This window comes from Nostoc sp. FACHB-190 (assembly GCF_014696905.1).
GTDB lineage: Bacteria > Cyanobacteriota > Cyanobacteriia > Cyanobacteriales > Nostocaceae > Nostoc_B.
The window spans coordinates 40,288-65,127 of record NZ_JACJQW010000032.1 but is presented as its reverse complement, the minus strand read 5'-3'; the positions used below and the strand labels follow the sequence as shown (position 1 = coordinate 65,127).

Sequence of the window (24,840 nt, the reverse complement as noted above, 5' to 3'; positions counted from 1 at the left end):
CCACAAAGTACGCAAAGTACGCAAAGTTGAAAAAGATAATTTTGTCAGTTCCAACCTTTATTATCTTTCTTCCCTTCGCGCCCTTTGCGCCCTTTGCGGTTCGTTTCAAAAAAAATAATTCACCTAACCACAACAATAAAATCAGCAATTAACAATCCGAGGGATAACTACTGTGACGACCTTCGATATGCCACTCAGCACCCAAGATAATGGCTTAAGATTCTCCGCCTATACATACAATCATAATCTTGTTTGGAAAGGCAATTTAGAAACAATATCCTTTGAACAGCAAGCCATCAAAAATAAATTACTGCTATTAGATAAACCTTGCTATCTTGTCAAAATTGCAGGTAAAATCGGCATTACAAATGAAGGATATTTATATCCTGCTGATAATAACACAACTTCCCAATTAGAATTAATCGCTTCTCTTGCGCCAATTTCTCTACAACAGTTAGGCGACCCTAGTTTTCTCGCTGGTTATGGCGTGAAATATGCCTATATGACTGGCGCAATGGCTGGTGGTATTGCTTCTGAAGAACTGGTGATTGCGTTAGGAAAAGAGAAAATTTTAGGTTCTTTTGGTGCAGGTGGTTTACCTCCCGAAAGAATAGAATCAGCAATTCAACAAATTCAACAAGCTTTACCAAATGGCCCCTACGCTTTTAATTTAATTCACAGTCCTAATGATATGGCGATTGAACGTCGGGCTGTGGATTTATATTTAAAATATGGGGTAAAGGTGGTAGAGGCTTCAGCATTTTTAGATTTAACACCCAACATTGTTTATTATCGACTGGCTGGGTTAAGTTTAAATGATGCCAATCAAATCATCATTCAAAATAAGGTCATCGCTAAAATTTCTCGCCGCGAAGTTGCGAGTAAATTTATGCAGCCAGCACCAACTAAAATTGTCAAAGAATTAGTTGAACAAGGATTAATTACTGGGTTACAAGCAAGATTGGCAGAACAAGTGCCAATGGCTGATGATATTACTGTGGAAGCTGATTCTGGTGGTCATACTGATAACCGTCCGTTGATTTGTTTGCTTCCTTCATTGATTGCTTTAAAGGATGAAATTCAAACTAAATATCATTATTCCCAACCAATTAGAGTTGGTGCAGCCGGGGGAATTGCGACCCCAGAATCAACCTTAGCAGCTTTTATGATGGGTGCTGCTTATGTAGTTACTGGTTCAATTAATCAAGCTTGTGTTGAATCTGGTGCTTGTGAGCATACTAAAAAACTATTAGCACAAGCAGAAATGGCTGATGTAACTATGGCTCCCGCCGGCGATATGTTTGAAATGGGTGTGAAAGTACAAGTGCTGAAACGGGGTACGATGTTCCCGATGCGAGCGCAAAAATTGTATGAATTGTACCGCACTTATAACTCAATTGAAGAAATCCCGGCGGCAGAAAAAGAGAAGTTAGAAAAACAAGTTTTTCGGAAAACTATTGCTGAGGCTTGGGAAGGAACGGCTGCTTATTTATCACAGAAAAATCCTGAAAAATTGGGTAAGGCTGTGAATAATCCTAAGTTGAAGATGGCTTTGATTTTCCGTTGGTATTTAGGCTTATCTTCTCGTTGGTCTACTGCTGGTGAAAAAGGTCGAGAAGTTGATTATCAAATTTGGTGCGGCCCGGCGATGGGTGGTTTTAATGACTGGGTACGCGGTTCTTATTTAGCTGAACCAGAAAACCGCTCAGTTGTGGATGTTGCTGACCAGATTATGCAGGGTGCAGCATTTTTATATCGCATCCAAAATTTAAAAATTCAAGGTTTGCAAATACCCGATTACTACACTCAGTATCGTCCCGAAGTTTGTCAATAATTGGAAGAGGTAACAATGTCTTATAGTGCAGCAGATATTCAAGCGTGGATGGTGTCTAACCTCGCTGAGTTAGTAGGTGTAGAAACTGACGAAATTGATATCCACGAAAATCTCGAAAACTACGGTTTAGACTCAGCACAAGCAATGACTCTAGTAAGTAAATTAGAGGAATTACTGGGTTTTCAACCATCTCCTTTGTTGTTGTGGCATTATCCCAATATTGCATCTTTATCAGAGCGTTTAGCTGAGGAATTAGTCGAACAATCTGATGTACAAGATACAGGAATTATCAAACAAAGCAGTGGGAATCATGCTACTGACATCCCTACTCTCGATTTACAAGCTGAAGTAGTCCTCGACCCCACAATTAATCCTGGCGGTGCTGTTTACACACCTATCGACAAACCCAAGAAAATCTTCTTGACAGGTTCCACTGGCTTTTTAGGCGCGTTCATCATCCGGGAACTGCTAGAACAAACCGACGCAGAATTGTATTGCTTGGTACGCGCCAGCAGCCTCCAAGACGGTAAAAACAAGCTGCAAAAGAACCTGGAACAGTATGGAATTGGTCAGGATGAGTTAGATCCTCGCATTATTCCCGTCATTGGTGATTTATCACAACCAATGTTAGGCCTGGGCGCAGAACTGTTCCAAGCGTTAGCAACCAACATTGACACCATCTATCACAGTGCTGCTTTGTTGAACTATGTTTATCCCTACTCAGCACTGAAAACTGCTAACGTTTTAGGTACGCAAGAAATATTGCGCTTGGCTTGTCAAATCAAGGTCAAGCCGGTACATTACGTTTCCAGTGTGGCTGTATTTGAATCACCTTATTACGCGGGTAAGGTGGTGAAGGAAGATGATGATTTTAGCCACTGGGAAGGTATTTTCCTCGGTTACTCCCAAACCAAATGGGTAGCTGAGAAGTTGGTGAAAATTGCCAGCGATCGCGGTTTACCTGTTACAATCCACAGACCACCATTAATCGCTGGAGATAGCAACACAGGTATCGGTAACACCCACGACTTTATCAACTTGATGGTCAAGGGTTGTCTACAAATGGGTAGCTTCCCAGATGTAGAATATATGTTGGATATGTCTCCTGTAGACTATGTAAGTAAAGCGATCGTCTATCTGTCAATGCAACCAGAATCGATAGGTAAAGCTTTCCACTTACAACATCCCAACCCAGTTTCTTTAAAATTTTTAGTTGAGTGGGTGAGTTCTTTCGGTTATCCCGTGCAAATTCTCCCCTACGATGAATGGCAAGCAGAGTTGATTAAAAATGCCGCCTCACCAGATAATCCTTTATATACCTTGCGCCCATTCTTGTTAGAACGCTGGTCAGAAGAACAAGTCACAATTCCTGATTTGTATCTGCAAACAAGAAGACCCACAATTAGCTGTGAAGCAACAGTGAAGGCATTAGAGGGTAGTGGAATTTCCTGTCCACCAATCGATTCTAAGTTGTTTATGACCTACACAGCTTATTTAATCGAAAGCGGCTTCTTGAGTGTCGCTTTGTAATATTTTGCTTGTTATGTATCACAATATTACATTTGTTTATGTTGCCTATTTGCAGTTAAAAACATATTTTTAACAATCAACTAGCCTTGTGAATAAATGTAATAAATAGCCACATAACTGCTAAATAATTAGTTAAAAATACAAAACCCAGTTGTTTATCTAACTGGGTTTTTGGTTTATTATGCTATATCAGGAATATTGCTGTTTATCATCAAGTCAATTTACATCAAATCTTAATATTAAGGATATTATTTCTTAAAATTTTTGCTCACAAGAAATTTATATTTTTTAGTTTTGATTTATATATGTACTTCTGTTTTACAAATTACAATAAAAACTCAGTATTCATTTTATGTTTTCAGCAACACGGCAGTATGTTGAACATTTTTATATAAAGATTGGATAAAAGTTGAATTGTTAAATTTAGTCTAGATAAGCTTTAGATGAACTTATTTTAAATTGGTTTGATTTTTGAAGTTGCAAATACTGAAATTGAGTATTTGTATCAAAAGCAGTTAGATTACTGATGTAAACCAAAGTAGTCAAAAACTACATTAATGTCACTATTAAACCTGACACACTTTGGTATTAATTCTGAAGTAATCTAGCTGATGGAAATCTTCTCTGAAACTTTTTTTAAGCAAGCTTTTGACTTTGCCGAATTAGAACAGACAATAGCGTCTACTATCCGTCTGGTTGCACATAATCCGGCTGCTTTGTATGTATTCTGGCAACATTATACTTGTTTCAATGGCTACACATCCTCAGTAATTTCTCGGCTTGCGAGTTCAATTGCGATGTCTCGTTATTTATTTACTGATCCAGAAATTGCGGTGATTGAAGAAGCAGATCGCGGCTTTCAAATTTCTGCTGAGATTATGATTGCTGCGTCTGATGAAGGAGCTTATGGTATCACCCATCGAGAATTGGCTCAATTACTGTTAAAGACAGTAGGAGACTATGCAGGAATTTCCGTCGAGGAACGTAACCAACTTTCTCAGACTCCAGTTTGGCTGGACGACATTGTGCAAGCTGTCATAGCTGGCTACCAAGGAACTCCCGGCGATGCTGTTTCCTTGATTCGTTCTCTGGGATTTCATACGGCTTCCGAAATGTTGGGCGATCGCGAGTATGCACTATTGGATATGATTATCCGCTATGAAAATCAAGGCGTAGGATTTGACCGCTACCTCAAAGAGAAAAGTACTCCCGTCGCCATTCGGGGTCATCGTTATGATCCTTGGTGTTATGTTGTCATCCACGGTAAACATGAAGGTTCCGGCGCAGAAGCCAGACACTTTGACCATGTTTTACAAGCCTTGAATATGGTAGTTCAGTATCGGCCTGAGTCAGAGCAGCAAATTATGGAGTGGGTGCTTGAAGGTTATCAAGCATTTACAGAGTTACAGCAGCGTTTATTTAGAGAAATTTATCGGGAATGTCTGCAAGTGCTAGAACCTCTAGAGACAGGTAATTTAGTTTCTGTATAACTTGCTGGCGATCGCTCCAGGGTGCATATACTCACTCTTGAAGTTGATGTAGAAATTTTCTCAACTTGCATCTACTACTTATTCATCACAAATCATGTTTCATTGGCAAGAAGTCATTGGTATAGTCGCCGGGTTTCTCTCACTCTTAGGCTTTTTACCCTACATATTTAGCATCTATCAAAGAAAAACTCGACCTAACAGAGTTACTTGGTGGATTTGGACAGTTGTCGGGTTCATTCTTTGTTTTAGCTACTACTCCTCTGGTGCGGTTAATACAATCTGGGTTCCGGTGTGTTCTGCAATTGGTCATTTGACGATTGCTATTCTTGGGATTAAATATGGTGAAGGTGGTTGGAATCGTTTTGACCGATGGTGTCTATTAACTGCTGGTCTTAGTCTGATCCTTTGGTGGCGTTTTAGCTCTCCTAGTATTGCTCTCATGATCAATATCTGCATTGATTTTTTAGGAGCTTTACCAACCATCAGAAAATCCTACTATCAACCACATACAGAAGATATTTTCACATGGTCTATATTTCTGTTGGCGCATACACTCAATCTGTTTGCCCTTAAAAATTGGTCTTTTAACCTCTCAGTTTATCCACTGTATTTATTTGGCTCAACTTTCACTATATTTCTCTTACTTTCCCGTACTCAAATCCATAGTCAAGTGAATTTGTATAAACGACGCAGAAGTATAAAAATCTAGAAGAATAAGACACTTTTGTTTTAATTAACCAAACATTTTCCTACTTCATATAGCCAACCATAAAGATTTTCAGCAAAACCTAAAATCAGATATATAATTCATATTTGATTTTTATTTTTTCTGCCCATTGACTGACGACACTAGTATATTCTGTAATCAACCTAGATTCTTCTATGTCATCTAAGCTGCTCTCTAGAAAAATTCCTCAAGACGGCAAATCTCAAAAAATTTCATTACGTTTGATTCTGGTTGTGCCTTTTGTACTGCAAGTGATTACAGCTGTAGGACTAACAGGATATCTGTCATTACGCAATGGTCAAAAAGCTGTAAACGAATTAGCAAGTCGATTACTAACTGAAGTCAGTGGACGCATAGACCAACATTTAGATAGTTATATGCTTGTTCCGCAAAAAGTAGTTATACTCACTTCCGATGTAATTGAGATGGGCTTATTAGATTTGCAAGACAAACAGCAACTGGGAAAATTTTTCTGGAGACGGCTGAAATCATTTAATATTGGCTATATACTTTTAGGTTTCCAAACAGGTGATTACATTGCAACTGGCTATCTTTTTGGTGATCATCGCATTACTATTGATGAATTAGCTCCTAACAATTATCAAGGTAGTAATCATTTATATAGTTGGTCAACTGATAATCAAGGAAACCGAATCAAAATTGTTCAAGATAATGGAGAATTTATTGCTAAAAATGAAGGTTGGTATGCAGAAGCAGCCAACCAAGGTAAACCAACTTGGAGTCCCGTTTATAACTGGTTAGTTCCACCTTTTAACTTATCGATTGCCGCTAGTCATCCTATTTATGACTCGAAGAAAAAACTGCTTGGTGTCATTGCGGCTGAACAACGTCTTTCCCAAATTAGTGATTTCTTAGGTCAGTTGAAAGTTAGCCAAACTGGTAGAACTTTTATTATTGAACATAATGGTCTATTAATTGCTAGTTCAAGTGATGAACAACCCTTCAGCCTTCAAAATCAAAAACCGCAACGCCTATTAGCATCCAAGAGTAAAGATCCACTCATCAAAGCCACTGCTAACTATTTGACGACACATTTTGGCAGTTTTGAGAAAATTAGTGATTCTCAGCAAATGGATTTTTTACTCCAGGGTCAACGCCAGTTTGTCCAGATTACTCCTTGGCGCGATGAATGGGGACTTGATTGGTTAATGGTGGTTGTGGTTCCTGAAGAGGATTTCATGGCGCAAATTAATGCTAATACTCATACAACGATTCTGTTGTGTTTATTAGCTTTAGGTTTAGCAATTATTCTTGGGGTTTATACATCTGAATGGATTACGCAACCAATTCTACAATTAAGTCAAGCTTCAGAAGCGATCGCCAATGGTAAACTAGACCAAAAAGTTCAGGAATCTCAAGTTGAAGAACTGCAAATTTTAGCACAATCTTTTAATATGATGGCTACTCAGCTACGCGAGTCTTTTAATGCTTTATCTAAAACCAATGAAGAACTAGAAATTCGAGTTGAAAATCGCACCAAAGAACTCAGGGAAGCAAAAGAAAGTGCTGATAGTGCCAATAAAGCCAAAAGCGAATTTCTCGCTAATATGAGCCATGAGCTACGTACACCCCTAAATGGAATTCTCGGTTATGCTCAAATTTTACAAGGTTCCAAAAATCTCACAGCAAAAGAAATAAAAGGCATCAATATTATTCATCAATGTGCTTCTCATCTATTAACTTTAATTAATGATATCCTTGACCTTTCTAAAATTGAGGCGAGAAAATTAGAACTACAGCCGACACAATTTAATTTTCTTTCCTTTCTCCAAGCCGTTGCTGAAATCTGTCTGATTAAAGCCGAACAAAAAGGAATTGAATTTGTCTATCAATTCGATGAACATCTGCCAATTGCTATCGAAGCAGATGAAAAACGTTTACGGCAAGTTCTGATTAATTTGTTAAGTAATGCTATAAAATTTACCGAGACTGGCAAAGTAATTTTTAAAGTAGAAGTTATTTTTCCTGGACATCAATTTTCCCAAGATGATATAAATATACCACCAACAACCACTTATAAAATTCGCTTCCAAATAGAAGATACTGGTATAGGAATTAAATCTGAAGAACTAGAGAAAATATTTTTACCTTTTGAGCAAGCAGGTAGTATTAAAAAACAATCAGAAGGTACAGGATTAGGTTTGGCAATTAGTCATAAAATTCTCTCGATCATGGGCGGTGATTTAAAAGTTAAAAGTGTAATGAGTCAGGGAAGTATATTTTGGTTTGATTTAAAAATAGCCAAAGCTCAAGAATGGATTGATATATCTCAAAGTTACCAAAGCCGAAAAATCATTGGTTATAAAGGAGAGAAAAAGAAAATATTAATAGTGGATAATGTTGCGGAAAATCGCTCTGTATTTGTTAGTTTATTAGAAGTATTTGGTTTTGAATTAGTAGAAGCAGAAAATGGTCAAACTGCTTTAGCACAAGCAACAGAATTTAAACCAAACTTAATTATTACAGGTGCTTGTATGCCGGTAATGGATGGATATCAGATGTTATCTAATTTACGAGAATCTTTAGAATGGCAAAATTTGAAGGTGATAGTTTCTTCAGCTAGTGTATTTGATGATGATAAACAAAAAAGCTTTGATGCAGGTGCAGATGACTTTTTAGCTAAACCTGTCCAACTGCCTGAACTACTCAATCAATTAGAGAAACATTTACGCTTGGAATGGATTTATGAAGAAAAAACTGTCGAGGCGATCGCACCTGTTAATATAATCGGATCTCACAAACAAAATGAATCTGAAATTATTCCGCCACCTCTAGTAGAATTGAATTATTTAAAGGAATTAGCTCTAAAAGGTCGGATAAAAGCTATTTCTAAACATTTAGAAAATATAGAGAAAATGGATGAACGTTATATTGCTTTTGTGCAGTATGTGAATCATCTAGCTCAAGGGTTCCAAGTTAAGGAAATTAGAGAGTTTCTCGAAAGAATATCGCAAATAAATTATTAATAAAAATTCCTCACTCCATAAAAATTTGAATAAGTATCAGGGGAAGAATTGTGCAGACTCAAGAAACCAATTTAATTTTAATTGTAGATGATACGCCTACCAACTTAGAAGTACTTTCGGAAGCTTTGACTGACGCTGGTTTTGAAGTTGCAGTCGCCACTAGTGGAGAAAGTGCTATTGAACAAATCGAATATGATCCACCAGACCTAATCTTATTAGATGTAATGATGCCGGGGATTGATGGATTTGAAACATGCTACCGACTCAAGCAAAATCCACAGACAAAAGATATTCCTGTCATTTTTATGACTGCTTTGAGCGATACGGTAGATAAGGTGAAAGGCCTTTCTTTAGGTGCTGTTGATTATATTACCAAGCCATTTCAGCAAGCAGAAGTGTTGGCGCGGGTTCAAATCCATGTGAATTTGCGAAACTTGAATTCAGCACTAGCAGAGAAAAATTTCCGTCTCCAACAAGAAATCCAAGAAAGGGCGATCGCTGAAGCAGCTTTACAGAAATTAACTCAAGAATTAGAACAAAGGGTATTGGAACGTACCCAAAAACTTACTGACGCACTTTGCACCTTAGAAAAAGCTCAAGTTCAGCTGGTGCAGTCAGAAAAGTTAGCCACTCTAGGTCAACTAGTAGCGGGTATAGCCCATGAAATTAATAACCCCGTGAACTTTATCCACGCCAATCTTTACTATGTCAGTCGCTATACCCAGAACTTGCTGGAATTAGTGGCACTTTATCAAAAGCAATTACCTGGCGCTACCCCGGAGATTAAAGCCAAAGCTAAAGACATAGACTTAGAATATTTGCTAGAAGACTTACCAAAAATTCTTTCTTCAATGGAAGTTGGGACTGAGAGAATTTGTGACATTATTAAATCTTTGCGTAGCTTCTCCCGCCACGATGAAGCAGAAGTCAAAGTGGTAAACATTCATGAGGGTATAGATAGTACACTCATGATTCTCAAGCGACACCTAGACGGAAAACCAGGACAGCCAAACATTAAAGTAGTCAAAGAATATGGCAACCTGCCCAAAGTAGAGTGCTATCCCGGCAAAATGAATCAGGTGTTTATGAATATTTTGAGTAATGCCATTGATGCTTTAACAGAAGCGATGGAACATTATCCGAGTTATGTGCCATCACCGATGATTCGGATTCATACCGAGGTGGTAGACAGCGATCGCATTATTATTAGAATTGCTGACAATGGTCTAGGAATACCAGAACATATTCAACAACGAATTTTCGACCCTTTCTTTACAACCAAACCTGCGGGTAAGGGTACAGGGTTGGGAATGTCAATTAGTCATCAAATTATCACTGAACTACATTATGGCAGTTTGCGCTGTATTTCCCATCCAGAGCAAGGAGCAGAATTTATAGTGGAAATACCCATTCAACAGCCACAAGTTTGTCATACAGGCTTAGTTAAGCAAAAAGTTGTCGGTTCTGCCGTACCTGTGATGTTGAACTTTTAGTCAATGATTAGGTTAGGAAACGTTAGGGTCTTTGTAGATTTTAGTTTTAGTCTAGATTTTTACTCAGCGATTCAATATAAAATCTAAAATTCACTATTGCAAAATTACAATGGCAGACCTAACTCCTAATTCCAGTTTTAGTTTGACTCTGCGGTTGCAAATTCCCAACCGCGTCGGGATGTTAGCATCGGTGACACAGGCGATCGCAACCAGTGGTGGTAATCTGGGGCAAATAGATTTAATTGAACAAACCCGTCAAGAATCTACGCGCGATATTACCGTAGATGCAGCTAGTACAGAACATGCTGAAACCATTGTCCAAGCAATCAAAGAACTACCAAACATTAAGGTGATCGATGTTTACGATCGCACCTTTAATTTACACCGTGGTGGCAAAATTAGCATCACTAGCCGTATTGCCTTAAGAAGTGTTTCTGATTTAGCAATGGCTTATACTCCTGGTGTGGGGCGGATTTGTAAAGCGATCGCCGCCAACCCAGAAGAAGTTTACAATCTGACAATTAAACAAAATACTGTCGCCATTGTTACCGATGGTAGTGCAGTTTTGGGCTTGGGTAATCTCGGCCCGGCGGCGGCTTTACCTGTGATGGAAGGCAAAGCTATGCTATTTAAGGAATTTGCTGGTATCGATGCTTTTCCTATTTGTCTAGCTACCCAAAGTACCGATGAGATTGTTCAGGCGGTGAAGCAAATTGCGCCTGTGTTTGGCGGGGTGAACTTAGAAGATATTGCTGCGCCCCGTTGTTTTGAAATTGAACAAAGATTGCGTCAGGAATTAGATATCCCAGTATTCCATGATGACCAACATGGCACAGCGATTGTCACTTTAGCAGCATTATATAACGCGCTGAAATTAGTTAACAAATCAATGGCAGATATCCGCATTGTCATTAATGGTGCGGGCGCTGCGGGTGTGGCGATCGCGCGGTTACTGCGGAAAGCTGGGGCGCAAACCATTTTGATGTGTGACTCTAAAGGTATTCTTTCTGTTCACCGCACTGACTTGACAGAAGAAAAACAAGAATTTGCTGTCAAAGCCCAAGGAACATTAGCTGGCGCAATGCAAGGTGCAGATGTCTTTATTGGTGTTAGCGCCCCTGGCGTATTAACCCCAGAAATGGTGCAAGCAATGGCGAAAGATCCCATTGTGTTTGCCATGGCCAATCCCATTCCTGAAATTCAGCCAGAATTAGTGAGCAAAACTGTGGCGGTAATGGCGACAGGACGCAGTGATTACCCCAATCAAATTAACAATGTGTTGGCTTTTCCGGGAGTCTTCCGGGGTGCTTTAGATTGTCGTGCTAAAGAAATTACAACCACAATGTACTTAGAAGCGGCCAGTGCGATCGCTTCTTTAGTCAACCCCAGCGATTTGAGTCCTGAACATATTATTCCTTCTGTGTTTGATACCCGTGTCGCCCCGGCTGTGGCGGCGGCTGTACAAAGGGCAGCACGTCAAGAAGGTATTGCCAAGAGTTGAGTATAATTCTTGTGGGATAGGCAGCTTGCCTATCTCCCAGAAAAAGACAGTAAAGATCAAGTAACCGCAGATGTACGCAACGAAAAGTTGAGCCAGTGCGTTGGGCGGGTTCCCCGACTCCTTCACTGGCGTTGCGCGTCCGGCTTTCCCGGCGCAAAACTTTTTCAGACAGATACACGCAGATAAAATTCACTCATGCAGTATCCTTTTGGAAGCGAGTTCATCACCGAACTGCCGCTAATTTTGGCAGGGCCAATGCTACAACATACTGAATCAACAGCCGTGACGGTATGGATAGCCCTCAAGCAGTCTTGTCGGGTAGAACTGAAAATTTATGAAACAACAAATCAAGGCGCAACTCTAGGGAATTGTTTGTTGACTGGAGAACGCGCTACATCTGCTTTGGGTGAATATCTGCATGTTGTGGCGGTAACGGCTGAATGTCACGATGAAAATCATCTGCTGGGCGATCGCATCTACGCCTACACCTTACAATTTATCTGTGGTACAGAACAGCAAACCCTATCGCAGGCATTAAGTTCTGAGAATTTTGCCGCAGATAGCATTAGTTATTTTGACCATCAACAACCAACCTTTGTTTTACCTCCCAGCCGTCTGCAAGATTTAAAAATTGTCCACGCTTCTTGTCGTAAACCGCACGGACATGGGTTGGATGCGTTACCAATTCTTGATAGTTTAATTGCAACTACAGCAACTCAACCCCAACGCCGCCCCCAGCAATTGTTTCTCACTGGCGACCAAATCTATGGTGATGATGTTGCTGATCCTTCCTTATGGGTGGCGACTCATTTGGGCGATATTTTATTGGGTTGGGAAGAAAAGTTACCAGTCAGCCCAATTAGCTGTACTCCCAAGGAATTACCTACCAGACAACGGGCGGAAGTCGCAACAGAACAAGCAGGTTTCACCGCCGGATTACATAACAAATACAGTAAAGTTAACAGTCATCTGCTGAGTTTGGGGGAATATTACGCGGCTTATTTATTAACTTGGTCGCCTGTGTGCTGGCCTAGGAAATTTCCTCAAGGAACAGAAGTAACTAGCGATCGCCAAGGTATCAAAAACTGGAATCGAGAAGTCAAAGATTTACAACAATTTATTTATACTTTGGGAAAAGTTCGCCGTGCTTTGGCGAATATTCCCACCTACACAATTTTTGATGACCACGATGTTAGCGATGACTGGAATTTGAATCAAGCTTGGTGTTTGCGCGTTTTGGGCAAACCTTTGGGGCGGCGGGCAGTGCAGAATGCCCTGTTAGCTTACAGCGTGTTTCAAGCTTGGGGAAATACACCTGAACAATTTGCCTTTGGTCAATCTGGGGAAAAACTGCTGGCGGCGGCGGAAATTTGGTCAGCTTCCCACGGTACAGATAGTTATGCCGATCAAGCGATCGCCCTTTATCTTGGTCTGCCAGATACCGATTCTCTCACAGGCTTACCAACTTTTGCTCAAGATGATTCCACATTAGTTTTAGCCAGACATCCCCAATCCCTCAATTGGCATTACACCATTCGCAGCCCAATTCATGAAGTGATTGTTCTCGATACCCGGACTTGGCGGGGTTATCCAGCCGACGCGAAACCCATCGCCCCACCCAGGTTATTATCACCCCAGGCGGTAAAACAACAACTACTGACACCTTTACAAGCAAAAACTAATATTCCCGCCACATTTGTGATTGCACCTACCAATGTCTTTGGCTTAAAAGTGATTGATTGGGTGCATCATTGGCATTTAAAAAACGATAAGGTTTTTTCTACAGATGTGGGTGATGCGTGGAATATTCATACAGAAGCATTGGCGCAATTTCTCACAACATTATTTACCCAACGTCAACAAGTCATTGTCTTGTCGGGAGATATTCACTATAGTTCGGCGGTGCGTTTATCTCATCAAGATATTGATTCCCAATCGTCATCTGTATTGGTGCAGTTAACCTGTAGTGCCTTAAAAAATGAAGAATTTCTCACGCGGTTAATTCACACCAAATTGAAAAATTGGCTATTACCAGAAAAAGTCCGATATTGGTGGGGCTGGAATCATCCTGCTGATATGGTGGAAGTTGCTGCTAAAAAATGGCAACGCCAAAACTCGTCCCGTCCTGACTGGCGTTGTGCGTTAGAGTTAATTCCTCGGCAAAAAACCCAAACTGCGAATTTAGCCATTGATGTATTAAGTTTTATTGCTCCCTGGAACCGCCCAGAAAAAGCGAAGTGGCGATCGCTACAATTTTTAATGTTTTGGAAATCCCCTTGGTTTCAAGATGGAAAAGAAGTAGTAGGCGTGAATAATTTAGCATTAGTGCAGTTTGAACCAACCGATGAAAGTCTTGCGAATAAAGTCATCCAAGATTTATACTGGTTTTCTTCCTGGTATACAACTGAACTGGTTTACTCCCGGTTTGAAACTCAACTGCTACCTGATCATGATGTATTTCATTAGGAATAGCATCAATGGGTGGTGTAGCTAATGTTAACCAATAAAACCCAATTACTCAGTAATTCAATCTTGCAGCCTGGAGATATGGAGCTTTAGTAAATATGATTACCTACAACAATGCTCAATTCCGTTCTATTTTATTTGGATTAGGATATCTAGCTCAAGATTTTGCTGCTTTGGGGCAGGGGTTTCCAGTTAGTAAAGATAATTCGCCACTCACAACCATTAAAACTGTACAAGCCATCAAAAATTTTCAGGCAGACTATGAACTGTTGGTAGATGGTATAGTCGGGCCAAAAACAATGGCGAAAGCGGAAGAAGTGATCAGAATTTTGCAATATGAATTGAATGTAGTAGTCAAAGCCGACTTACCTAAAGATCATCCCTTTTATGGGCCAAGAACTGTAGCCGCAGTCAAAAAATTTGCCGCCCAATATTTGGCTGAGGATGAAGGCGCAATTACTGGTGTTGCAACTTTAGAAATTCGCAAAAATCTTGATAGAGTAGCCAAACAGTTAATTTAAATCTATTAAAAACTTACAGCAGCATATTCTTAGAATAATGTAGAGACGTTATATGTAATGTCTCTACAGAGTTATAGATTTTATGCCTTTATTCCAATTCTATAAGCGACTGCATATAAACTCATCTACTCTTACCTATTTATATAAAAAACAATTTAATATCTCATTATTTTTACTTGAAAGATAAAATGTCGATTAACTTTACACCATCAATTTTTACAAATACATCAGTTTGCCTAATGATGATGGCGATCGCCATCAATATTTTTGCTCACAACCAGGTTTTAGCTTCAGAGCAATTGCCAGGAAATATATTAGGCGATCGCATGTTTACATTAGCAGTTAATTCTGCTACAGAACAGATTAGGCAAGTTGCTAAACAACAAAATGCCACCCTTATACAATATTCAATTATTAATAATGAATTTACGATTGCAGGCAAAAAACAAACGAGAGAATCAGAACTCTATATTTGGGTCATTAAACCTACAGGAGATATAACCTTTCGTCAGGTTGATATTAAAGCATTGTGGCAAAAACAAAACACATCTCTGTCTGAGTTAATTGCTCAAAGTCGTTTGTCTCTTGGGGTGAAAGGTAATTATAATTATCTCAAACGTAATCAACTTAAAGATAACTTCCAAAAATTGCATGAATTATTAATTAAACCTATTGAAAATTTATTACCTCAACAACCAAACACAAATATTATTTTCATTCCCCAAGGCGAATTATTTCTTGTACCTTTTGCTGCCTTACAAGATGCCAAAGGTAAATATTTAATTGAGCGATATACAATTGCCACTGCACCTTCCATTCAAGCCTTAGATTTACTTTATCAGCGAAAAAAACAATATCAAAATATCGGACAAGATATTTTAGTAGTGGGTAATCCTAAAATACAATCTGATCGAGGAGAACCGCTTCAGCTAATTGGTGCAGAACAAGAAGCAAAAGCGATCGCACAATTATTTAACACCCAACCACTCATAGGTAATGCAGCAACCGAAACCGCAGTTATACAGCGAATTTCGCAAGCAAAAATTATTCATTTAGCAACACAAGCATCTCTCAAAAATCAGCAAGGTTTAGCTTTCACACCCTCCACTCAAGATGATGGCTTACTCACACCCGCAGAAATTCAAAAATTAAAATTAACAGCAGATTTAGTTGTCTTAAGTGCCAACGATACAGCCATCGGAATAATCACAAATGACGGCGTAATTGGCTTATCACGTTCTTTCTTATCGGCGGGAGTTTCCAGCGTGATTGCTTCTTTATGGGATATATCAGATCAATCAACCGCATTGTTAATGACAAAATTTTATCAAAAACTCCATGAAAAACCAGATAAAGCAGCAGCCTTGCGTTATGCGATGCTAGAAACTAAGAAAAAATACCCAAACCCCAGAGATTGGGCAGCTTTTACTTTAATTGGCTTGTTATAGTTTGACATGAGGGTAAGAATTATGAGCGATAGACATAACGAGCTACGCCTACGCAAAATTATTTCAATCGCTTTCAATACTTTTCTCGTAACAATTGCACTGACATTTGGAAATAATTCCTACAAATTTTTCTTTACACAACAGGTTTTAGCGCAAACATCTACAAATCATCAAGCTGAAGCAGATAAACTGTGGCTTAAAGGTATTGAAAAGTTTGATAACATTCAATTTTCAGCAGCATTACAATCTTGGGAACAAGCATTGTCTCTGTATCGAAAAAATAAAGACCGTCAAAGCGAAGGGAGAATTTTAGGAAATATAGGAATTGCTTACAGCTATTTATATAATTACAACAAAGCTATTGAATCTCTTCAAAAATCTTTACTTATTGCCCAAGAAATTAAAGACCGTCAAGGTGAAAGTTTGGCTTTAGGTTATTTAGGATTTATTCATTCTTATTATTTATTTGGAAACTATCAAAAAGCCCTTGAATACTATACAAGAAGTTTAGATATAGCGAAAGAAATTAAATATCGTCAAGGTGAATTATGGAATTTAGAAAATTTGGGAGACTTTTATTTTTATTATACTTATTCGATTTGGAAACATGCAATTATCTTTGATAAAAAAGCGATTGAATCTTATGAACAGTCTCTAGCGATCGCCAAAGAAATAAATGATTATCAAAGCCAAGTATCTGCCTTGATGAATTTGTATAAATCTTATTTAACTTTAGGTGATTATAAAACGGCAATTAAATACAAACAAGAATATATAGATTTAATTAAAAAACTTCCCACACCTTTACCAGCTAATTTACTCCCACCATTAAGAACATCACAAGCATTAACCAAGACTACTGCTTTTCTTAAAGCTGAAGCTGAACGACTAACTGGAGAAGGATTGAATTCCTATCAAAATTTAGATTTTGAAACAACATTAGAAAGTTGGCAACAATCTCTACATCTATATAGAAAAATTAAAGACTCCTACGGAGAAAGTAAGACTCTCAGATATTTAGGTATGTCCTATATTGACTTAGGTAATTTTCCTAGTGCTATTGACTATTTTCAAAAGAGTTTAGCTATTGCTAGAAAAGCTAAAGACCGTTACAACGAAAGTTGGAGTTTGGGATTTTTAGGATTAGTTTATATCAAACTAGGTGAATCAAAGAAAGCTATTGGCTTTTTGAATCAAAGCCTAGTATTTAACAAAGAAATTAAAGATGATAATACAGAACTTTTTATATTAGATAATTTGACTAATCGAGAGTTATGGTTATTGAGTAATTTAGGTAAGGCTTATTTTTTAGCAGGTGATTATGCTAAAGCTCTTGAGAAATATCAGCAATCCTTAAAAATAGCAAGAGACACTCAAAACTCTTATATGGAAGCAACTGCTTTAGGTAATATAGGAAATATTCATCTTCAAGAGACTAATTATTCAAAAGCAATTGATTATTTAGAGAAAAGTTCAGCAATTTTTCTACAAAGATTTCAGACCGAGCAGAATGGTTATCAAGAGAGAGGTGAAATTTTAACTAAGTTGGGGGATGCTTATCGTAAATCTGGTAAGCTTGATGAAGCGGTCAAAGCACTATATTATGCAATTGATACATGGGAAGATGTCAGGCGGAATTTAACAGATATCAATAAAATATCTGTTTTTGAAACACAAGCTGATGCCTATCAAATATTACAACAAGTTTTCATTGAGCAGCAAAATTATGATTCTGCCCTAGAAACTGCTGAAAAAGGGCGTGCAAGAGCATTTGTTGATTTACTTAATACACGTTTATCTACTAAAATTAATGATAGTCTTACCCAAGATTTAGGAACTCAATTACCCAACCTCCAAGAAGTTGCTCAACAACAAAATGCAACACTTGTTGAATATTCAATTATTTATGATGAGTTTAAGATTCAGGGTAAACAACAAACTAAAGAATCAGAACTCTATATTTGGGTAATCAAACCCACAGGTAAAGGTACTTTCCAAAAAGTTGACCTCAAGCCTCTGTGGCAGAAAGACAATACAACTCTTTCTGAATTAGTTACTATGAGTCGTCAATCTATTGGTGTGAGAGGGCGTGGTATTATTATCAGTCAAAATTCTGATACTTTGAAAACAAAACAAAGATTCCGAAGACTACATGAACTACTAATCAAACCCATCGCCGAATTTCTACCCACAAAAGAAAGCGAAAAAGTTATCTTCATTCCTCAAGGTTCTCTATTCCTTGTCCCCTTTCCTGCACTACAAGATGAACAAGGCAAATACTTAATTGAAAAACACACAATTCTAACTGCACCATCAATTCAGGTTTTAGATTTAACCCGCAAACAAAAGTTGGCAAGTCAGGAATTGAGTAAAGAGGAAATTTTAGTAGTGGGTAATCCGACGATGCCGAAAGTAGAGTTGGAACCAGGAAAACCCCTCGAACAATTAAATAATTTACCCGGTGCAGAACAGGAAGCTAAAAATGTTGCTGCAATCCTCAAAACTCAAGCACTGACAGGTAAGCAAGCCAGCAAAACAGCTATTTTACAGAAAATTGCACAAGCGAGAATTATTCACTTTGCTACTCACGGTTTACTTGATGATAACCGGGGATTGGGAAGTGCGTTAGCCAAAGGCTTTGGTGGAGCCATTGCTCTTGCACCTTCCGATAAGGATAACGGGTTGCTTACGGCCGAAGAAATCTTGAATCTAAAGTTAAATGCAGACTTGGTTGTTTTAAGTGCTTGCGATACCGGACGTGGGAGAGTAACTGGTGATGGTGTAATTGGTTTATCTCGTTCTTTAATTAGTGCTGGTGTCCCCAGTGTCATCGTTTCTTTATGGGCAGTTGATGATAACTCGACATCGTTTCTAATGACCGAATTCTATAAAAATATCCAACAAAAACAAGATAAAGCGACTGCTTTACGTAAAGCTATGCTGACAACAATGCAGAAATATCCTCTCCCCAAAAATTGGGCTGCATTTACCTTAATTGGTGAATCTGAATAGTTTGTTTGGCGTATCTAGGTTGTATATTTTTCATTAAAAACATACAATATTTTTCCCCTCTCCGATGCGGAAATGGGTTAGGGGAGAGGTCAAAACAGACTTGTTGAATTCCCATCAAATTAAATGTAGAACAGCTTATTAGCTATTTTCAGAATCAACAACCTCAAACGAGATAGCCATTGCGGCTAATTTTTTACTATCAATACCACGCACTCCCGACGGTAATTGTATTTGCTGTGCAGAAATCCCGCCACGAGTACCTGCATCTAAATCATCTAATATATTGTTGGTTACATCTAAAATTTCATCGGTTACAGCAATAGGAGTACTACGATTAGCGACATTTCTGAAACTAGCAATTTTTTGCAAGGCTAAAAGTGAAGTTCTCAGGGGTGTTGTACTAGCAATAACTAACGCTTCTGAAATTCCTAAAGGTCTATCAACAGCTAAGATAAACTCATCATCTGTTTGGGGAATGAGTTTTGTTTTTTGTGCTTCTACTAAAGCCGCATTTTGTGTGGCAGACCAATTATTAGGGAATATAACCGTCATTTCTCCTTCCGCATCAATTACTAAAATACTGACATAAATGGGTTGATTTTCATTGTTTTGAATTTTAAAAGCAATTTTGGTGCCGACAGCAAGTTGAGTCAAGCCGGAATTAGAAAATTTAATAGCAGGTTTTGGCTGTTTCGAGATAGATCCGCGAACTGGGAAAGATTCTGCTAGTAATTCATTGCTATCCGCTATATTCATCGAAACAGCAACATTGATGCGGGATGAATTAATGTTACCCAAAATTTGCTTAACTACTCTAGCAGCTAGTAAAGATTTGAACTTCGGCTGTAAACGTTTTACAGCTTCAGTAACAGATTCACCAGCTTGACCAAAAGACTTAGGAATAATTTCATCTTGGCTAGGGAGAAATAAGCCAAAACTACCAACTTCTGGCAACTGAGAAATGCCTTTTTTCTGTAATTCCTGATATTTAGGCTGAGTCATCTGCCCTAGAATATACTGTACTGATTGTTTTCCTAAAAGTTGCGGTTCAACACGTTTCAGGGATTTGAGAGCTTTTATGGCTTGCTGGGCATTGTTATTATTGAGAGATTCATCAATGCCTATTTTTAAAGTAGGATTGTTGGGAATACTGCGAATCCGTTCTTGTAATAAATTTCCTGGCTGTAATTTTAAAGTTGAGCGTGTACCTATATTAACTAATGTACCTTTACCAATTAATCCTTGACGAGATTCTAATTTGATTAAGCCAACTTCATCACCTTGAGGATTGACAACTGAAAATAAGGGATTATCTGTGAAGGCTTCTAAGCTTTGTGGATCTATACCACCCAACCACAATTGAACTTGATTACCCTTGACTTGAGTCACAACAGCTTCAGCCGGCACAGCTTGAATCGGAATAAAATAAATCGGTGGGTTGTTTTTGTTGCGGCTAAGATTTAATTCAAACTCTGGGTCTTGGAGATTACCATTTTCCCTCGCTAATATTTTAGTACTGCGGCCAATATTTGCGATCGCACTATTTACAGATTCATTACCAGCTTGTTGCCAAAGATACTGTGTTAACAAATAAGTAAACGCCCCAGCATGAAAGCCCTCAAACGGTGCATCCGCCGCAAATTGATCACTTCTCGCACTAGCAATCACAACTCCCTTCGCCACAGCTTGTCTGCGTTTCTGGATAAATTCTTGCTGTGAAAGTCCCAGCCGCTTCAGCCATTGGCGTTGATATTCCAACTCTTCGGGACTGGGTTGTAGTGATGTACCACCATTCACCGAACGAACGCGCAAATTTCCCCGTTTACCACCACCAGAATGACAACTATCTAACACAACCGTCACATTCTCGGTTTTTAATGCAGACATCAACAAAAACAATGTGTGTCCCATAATGTGATTTACCGAACCGCGTCCGTTAGGTGGTAATTTGCCATCTATCGGAATAAATGTACTATTCAGTCCATCTGGCGCATCACCATCTGGATCTTTGACTCGTGTACCATGTCCAGAAAAGTGAAATAAGACTACATCACTGGGCTGGGCTTGTTTAATTAAATGTTCTTCAAACGCCGTCAGGATGCCTTGACGAGTAGCTTGTTTGTCAGTCAAGGTGAGAATATCTTGGGGTTTAAACCCAAAACGATGAATTAATAATTCCTGCTGTAGCCTGACATCAGTAACACAACCAAAAAGGGGCGACAAACCATCATCTTCAGAATACTCATTAATGCCTACTAATAAAGCTAGTTTACGCCCTGTATTTTGTGCCAAGACTTTACCCAGATGATTACCCTGCTGCATAATATCCCATTGGCTTAAACCCAATGCAGCAAGGGTAGAAGCAGAAAATTGCAGAAAATGACGGCGTTTGATATTAGACATAAGATGTAAGAAATATCTAGTTTGAAACTGTTTTAAAAAATTGTATTTCTAGCTTGTGTGAGATTATGCAAAATGTTCCAGATAATTTGATAGCGTTCCTCATTTACTGAACTATAGGAATCCGATTTGATTTCTGAATCTAGTTGTGTAGGCAGGGAGTAGGGAGTAGGAAAGAAGCTTGACCTGGGTGTACTGATTTTTTTCATAAATCAAATATGAGTCCTATATAAATTTATCTGCGTCCATCCGCGTTTATCTGCGGTTAATTATTTCCCTATATAGCAGTCCTAAATAATTTGTAAAATTTCCATATCTTTTTCTTCTTTCTTATCTTTGCGTCCTTCTCTACGAGACGCTACGCGAAGGCGTTCTTGGTGAAGCAGTCCGGTCTTGGGGGTTTCCCCTCCCCCATGAGGAACTGCTGTTAGCGCAGCGTTAGCGACGCAGGAGCGTCACCCGGAGGGCGGTTCGTTTCCATATCTATGTTTTTCACGACTCATTTAGGATTGCTACATATAACCCACAAAAGGCTTAAATTTTCAAAATCTACTCAGCTTCACCAATTAAACTAAAAGCAGCCCAATGTAAGGGATTTTGATATTTATCTTGTTTCATTGTTGTTAACATAGCTTGGCGTAATGCGGTGGCTTTATCTTGTTTGTTTTGGAGATTTTTATAAAATTCGGTCATTAAAAACGATGTCGAGTTATCATCAACTGCCCATAAAGAAACGATGACGCTAGGGACACCAGCACTAATTAAAGAACGAGATAAACCAATAACACCATCACCCGTTACTCTACCGCGTCCGGTGTCGCAAGCACTTAAAACCACTAAGTCTGCATTTAATTTTAAATTGAGGATTTCTTCTGCTGTCAATAAACCGTTATCTTTACCGGATGGTGCTAATGCTATGGCGCTTCCTAACCCTTGGTTATCATCTAATAAACCATGAGTGGCTAAATGCACAATTCGCGCTTTTGAGATTTGCTGTAAAATGGCAGCTTTTGTTGCTTGGCTACCAGTAATTGCTTTCGTTTTGAATAACGGTGCAATTTCTTTTGCTTCTTTTTCTGCACCTGGTAAAGCTGGTAATTGTGCCAATGGTTTGCCAGGTTCTAAAGCTACTTTTGGCATTGTGGGATTACCCACGATTAAAACTTCTCCCTGGCGCGAATTTTGATGTGCTAACTTTTGTTTACGAGTTAAGTCTAAGACTTGAATTGATGGTGCGGTAAGAATTGTATGTTTTTCAATTAAGTATTTGCCTTGTTCATCTTGCAGTGCTGGAAAGGGAACTAAAAACAAAGACTCTTGAGGAATAAATACCACCTTTTCGTTTTCTTTGTTGGGTAAAAGGTCGGCAATAGGTTTAATTAATAAGTCATGTAACTGTCTAAAAGAGTTTTTGGCTTTGGTTGGATTTTGGTTAGCAGTAACTTGAATTCCCCCGCGTCCTCTGACACCAATTGATTGACGACTCACAGTCACTAATTCTGCAAGAGAGGTTTTATCTTTTTCTTGTAAGGGTCTGAGGTCAGTTATGCGGAAGGTAATTTCACCTGTAGGTTTGACTACCCAAATATATAGCGCCTGATCAAGAGTTGCTGATGCTCCTAAGCGAGAAGTTGTTTTAGAATCAATTGAATATTGAACTAAGGTAGCATTTTGTTGCTTTGCGATTTGTTTGAGAAGCGATAATGTTGGTTTTGCGATTGTTGGTAATTGTGGTGCATTACCGCGAGTGCTAGGCCTTGACTGGCGGGAAGATAATAAATCTATAAACGCTCTGGCTCTACCTCGTTCTGAAACTTCTAGAGCTTCATTCGTTTTATTTTGGGCAATTAAAACTTTTTGTAATAATTGATACGCTTGAATTGGCTGCTCAAAAAATGATATTTTATAACTATCATTTTCTCCTAATCTTTCGCGCAGTGATTCCCAAATTTCAATGGAAGAATATAAGGCTTTTTCTGCTTCTGGGAGTTTGCCCAACTCCATCAAAGGAATACTTAAATTATAGAGTGTGATGCCTTCGCCCCTGGTATATTTAGCATCTCTGGTAGCAACTAAAGCTTGCTGATAATATTCTACAGATTTATTATAATTCTTCACTTGCAGGTAAGCACTGCCCAAGTAGCCTAAAGTTTGACTTTCGTTGAGGCGATCGCCTACTATTCTGGATACTGCCAAATCTTTTTCTAGATAATCTATTGCCTTAGCTGCTTCACCTTTATTAATATACGCTAGTCCGATATTTCCTAATGCTAATCCCTCGGCTCTGCGGTTAGATTGGGAACGGGCAATAGACAAAACTTGCTCATAGTAATTAATCGCTTTGTCATAATCTCTCAGATAATAGTAAATATTACCAAGAGAGTTGAGGGATTGACGTTCACTATCTTTATCTTGAATTATCCGAGCAATTTCTAAACTCTGCTGATTGTATTGAATTGCTTGATTATAATCAGCAATAAAATAGTAGGCACTGCTAATATATCGCAGAAAATCTATAACTGCTGTACTATTAGTTAATTCTTTAGCAATAACTAACCCTTTTTGAGAAACTTCAATAGCAGCAGCATAGTTTTCTAAATTAAGATAAGTCTCACCTAAATTTAACAGTGCGACTAACTCACTTTGACGGTCATTAATAGCTCTCGCAAGTGCTAAAGCTTGTTGGTAATAATCAAGAGCTTGTGGTAAATTATTCAGGGCTGCGTAGGTTCTCCCTAAATTTCCAAGGGCGGCTATGCGATTTTGACTATCTTGATTTTGCTGGTCTAGGGCTAAATATTGTTGATAATATTGTATCGCCTGATTGTAGTTTTTTTGCAGGCGGTGAGCATTGGCTAACTTAACTACAATTTCGCCTGCATTGGGTTGTTTGGGTAATTTCTGGGCTATCTGCCAAGATTTTTCATAATAATCAATTGCTGTTTTGTAGTTATTTTCCTGTTCATAACTAATTCCTAAAAATACCAAAGCAACAGACTCACCTTGGCGGTCATTAACTTGTTGATAAATACTTAAAGCCTGTTGTAAAGCTTGTCTGGCTGAAGTGATTTGTTTGTTACCTAAAAGTGCAGCCGCTTGCCTAATTAATGTATTGGCTTGTTGTGATTTGTTATTAGATGTTTGTGCCAATACTGGTGAATTAAAAAATATTAAATTCAAGTTTGAGGGGGTAAACCCAATAGTCAAAATGGCGGTGATAAACGCGGTTAAATTTATTCTGCTTAAGCGTAGCCCATTGTGGGAATTGCTCATATTTTTATCTAGCATTTGATATATGAACAAGATAGGTAGAGAGGGGGACAAGGAGGACAAGGTAGAGTGTGTTTTATTTAGGATTGCTATTGTAATCAGCTAAAAAAGTTTAGGTTGCATATCCGAATTTAAGTTAAGGTGGGTATATTGCCCATATT

General features: G+C 38.6%; 13 protein-coding genes. 11 read left to right on the top strand and 2 right to left on the bottom strand.

What is annotated here, in order from left to right:
* The first annotated feature begins 187 nt into the window (after positions 1-187).
* From H6G28_RS27070 to H6G28_RS27020, 11 genes are all read left to right on the top strand, one after another.
* Complete coding sequence (locus H6G28_RS27070; RefSeq protein ID WP_199332948.1) at positions 188-1,834, top strand: PfaD family polyunsaturated fatty acid/polyketide biosynthesis protein; 1,647 nt, start codon at positions 188-190, stop codon at positions 1,832-1,834.
* A gap of 15 nt (positions 1,835-1,849) precedes the next feature.
* Complete coding sequence (locus H6G28_RS27065) at positions 1,850-3,364, top strand: thioester reductase domain-containing protein (protein WP_190592289.1); 1,515 nt, start codon at positions 1,850-1,852, stop codon at positions 3,362-3,364.
* A 611-nt stretch (positions 3,365-3,975) separates the two neighbouring features.
* Positions 3,976-4,854, top strand: a complete 879-nt coding sequence (locus H6G28_RS27060) for a hypothetical protein (protein ID WP_190675576.1) — start codon at positions 3,976-3,978, stop codon at positions 4,852-4,854.
* Positions 4,855-4,948: 94 nt separating this feature from the next.
* Positions 4,949-5,563 (top strand): hypothetical protein, encoded by a 615-nt coding sequence (locus H6G28_RS27055; protein WP_190592291.1) that lies wholly within the window; start codon positions 4,949-4,951, stop codon positions 5,561-5,563.
* Positions 5,564-5,736: 173 nt separating this feature from the next.
* Positions 5,737-8,568: a hybrid sensor histidine kinase/response regulator gene (locus H6G28_RS27050; RefSeq protein ID WP_190592292.1), complete on the top strand. Its 2,832-nt coding sequence runs from the start codon at positions 5,737-5,739 to the stop codon at positions 8,566-8,568.
* A 50-nt stretch (positions 8,569-8,618) separates the two neighbouring features.
* Entirely contained in the window at positions 8,619-10,061 is a 1,443-nt protein-coding gene (locus H6G28_RS27045) for a hybrid sensor histidine kinase/response regulator (protein ID WP_190592293.1), read from the top strand.
* 109 nt (positions 10,062-10,170) lie between these two features.
* Positions 10,171-11,562 carry a malic enzyme-like NAD(P)-binding protein gene (locus H6G28_RS27040; RefSeq protein WP_190592294.1) on the top strand — a complete coding sequence of 464 codons (1,392 nt, stop codon included), beginning with the start codon at positions 10,171-10,173 and terminating at the stop codon, positions 11,560-11,562.
* Positions 11,563-11,757: 195 nt separating this feature from the next.
* Complete coding sequence (locus H6G28_RS27035; protein WP_190675574.1) at positions 11,758-14,028, top strand: alkaline phosphatase D family protein; 2,271 nt, start codon at positions 11,758-11,760, stop codon at positions 14,026-14,028.
* Between the two features lie 98 nt (positions 14,029-14,126).
* Positions 14,127-14,549 (top strand): peptidoglycan-binding domain-containing protein, encoded by a 423-nt coding sequence (locus H6G28_RS27030; protein ID WP_190592296.1) that lies wholly within the window; start codon positions 14,127-14,129, stop codon positions 14,547-14,549.
* A 188-nt stretch (positions 14,550-14,737) separates the two neighbouring features.
* Positions 14,738-15,997, top strand: coding sequence for a CHAT domain-containing protein (locus H6G28_RS27025; protein ID WP_190675572.1), 1,260 nt, complete (start codon positions 14,738-14,740; stop codon positions 15,995-15,997).
* A gap of 21 nt (positions 15,998-16,018) precedes the next feature.
* Complete coding sequence (locus H6G28_RS27020; RefSeq protein ID WP_190675570.1) at positions 16,019-19,009, top strand: CHAT domain-containing protein; 2,991 nt, start codon at positions 16,019-16,021, stop codon at positions 19,007-19,009.
* Between the two features lie 138 nt (positions 19,010-19,147).
* On the opposite strand, the gene H6G28_RS27015 is transcribed toward H6G28_RS27020, so the two are convergent.
* Both H6G28_RS27015 and H6G28_RS27010 read right to left on the bottom strand, forming a co-directional pair.
* Positions 19,148-21,412, bottom strand: coding sequence for a caspase family protein (locus tag H6G28_RS27015; protein ID WP_190675568.1), 2,265 nt, complete (start codon positions 21,410-21,412; stop codon positions 19,148-19,150).
* Positions 21,413-21,958: 546 nt separating this feature from the next.
* A complete protein-coding gene (locus tag H6G28_RS27010) occupies positions 21,959-24,682 on the bottom strand; it encodes a CHAT domain-containing protein (RefSeq protein ID WP_199332946.1) in 2,724 nt (907 codons plus the stop codon).
* Positions 24,683-24,840 lie beyond the last annotated feature (158 nt).

What these genes read in the sequence shown, in the direction of transcription:
- H6G28_RS27010 (WP_199332946.1), bottom strand. Translation starts at nt 24,682, where the DNA reads ATGAGCAATTCCCACAATGGGCTACGCTTAAGCAGAATAAATTTAACC.
- H6G28_RS27030 (WP_190592296.1), top strand. Translation starts at nt 14,127, where the DNA reads ATGATTACCTACAACAATGCTCAATTCCGTTCTATTTTATTTGGATTA.
- H6G28_RS27060 (WP_190675576.1), top strand. Translation starts at nt 3,976, where the DNA reads ATGGAAATCTTCTCTGAAACTTTTTTTAAGCAAGCTTTTGACTTTGCC.
- H6G28_RS27055 (WP_190592291.1), top strand. Translation starts at nt 4,949, where the DNA reads ATGTTTCATTGGCAAGAAGTCATTGGTATAGTCGCCGGGTTTCTCTCA.
- H6G28_RS27020 (WP_190675570.1), top strand. Translation starts at nt 16,019, where the DNA reads ATGAGCGATAGACATAACGAGCTACGCCTACGCAAAATTATTTCAATC.
- H6G28_RS27070 (WP_199332948.1), top strand. Translation starts at nt 188, where the DNA reads ATGCCACTCAGCACCCAAGATAATGGCTTAAGATTCTCCGCCTATACA.
- H6G28_RS27050 (WP_190592292.1), top strand. Translation starts at nt 5,737, where the DNA reads ATGTCATCTAAGCTGCTCTCTAGAAAAATTCCTCAAGACGGCAAATCT.
- H6G28_RS27040 (WP_190592294.1), top strand. Translation starts at nt 10,171, where the DNA reads ATGGCAGACCTAACTCCTAATTCCAGTTTTAGTTTGACTCTGCGGTTG.
- H6G28_RS27065 (WP_190592289.1), top strand. Translation starts at nt 1,850, where the DNA reads ATGTCTTATAGTGCAGCAGATATTCAAGCGTGGATGGTGTCTAACCTC.
- H6G28_RS27025 (WP_190675572.1), top strand. Translation starts at nt 14,738, where the DNA reads ATGTCGATTAACTTTACACCATCAATTTTTACAAATACATCAGTTTGC.
- H6G28_RS27015 (WP_190675568.1), bottom strand. Translation starts at nt 21,412, where the DNA reads ATGTCTAATATCAAACGCCGTCATTTTCTGCAATTTTCTGCTTCTACC.
- H6G28_RS27035 (WP_190675574.1), top strand. Translation starts at nt 11,758, where the DNA reads ATGCAGTATCCTTTTGGAAGCGAGTTCATCACCGAACTGCCGCTAATT.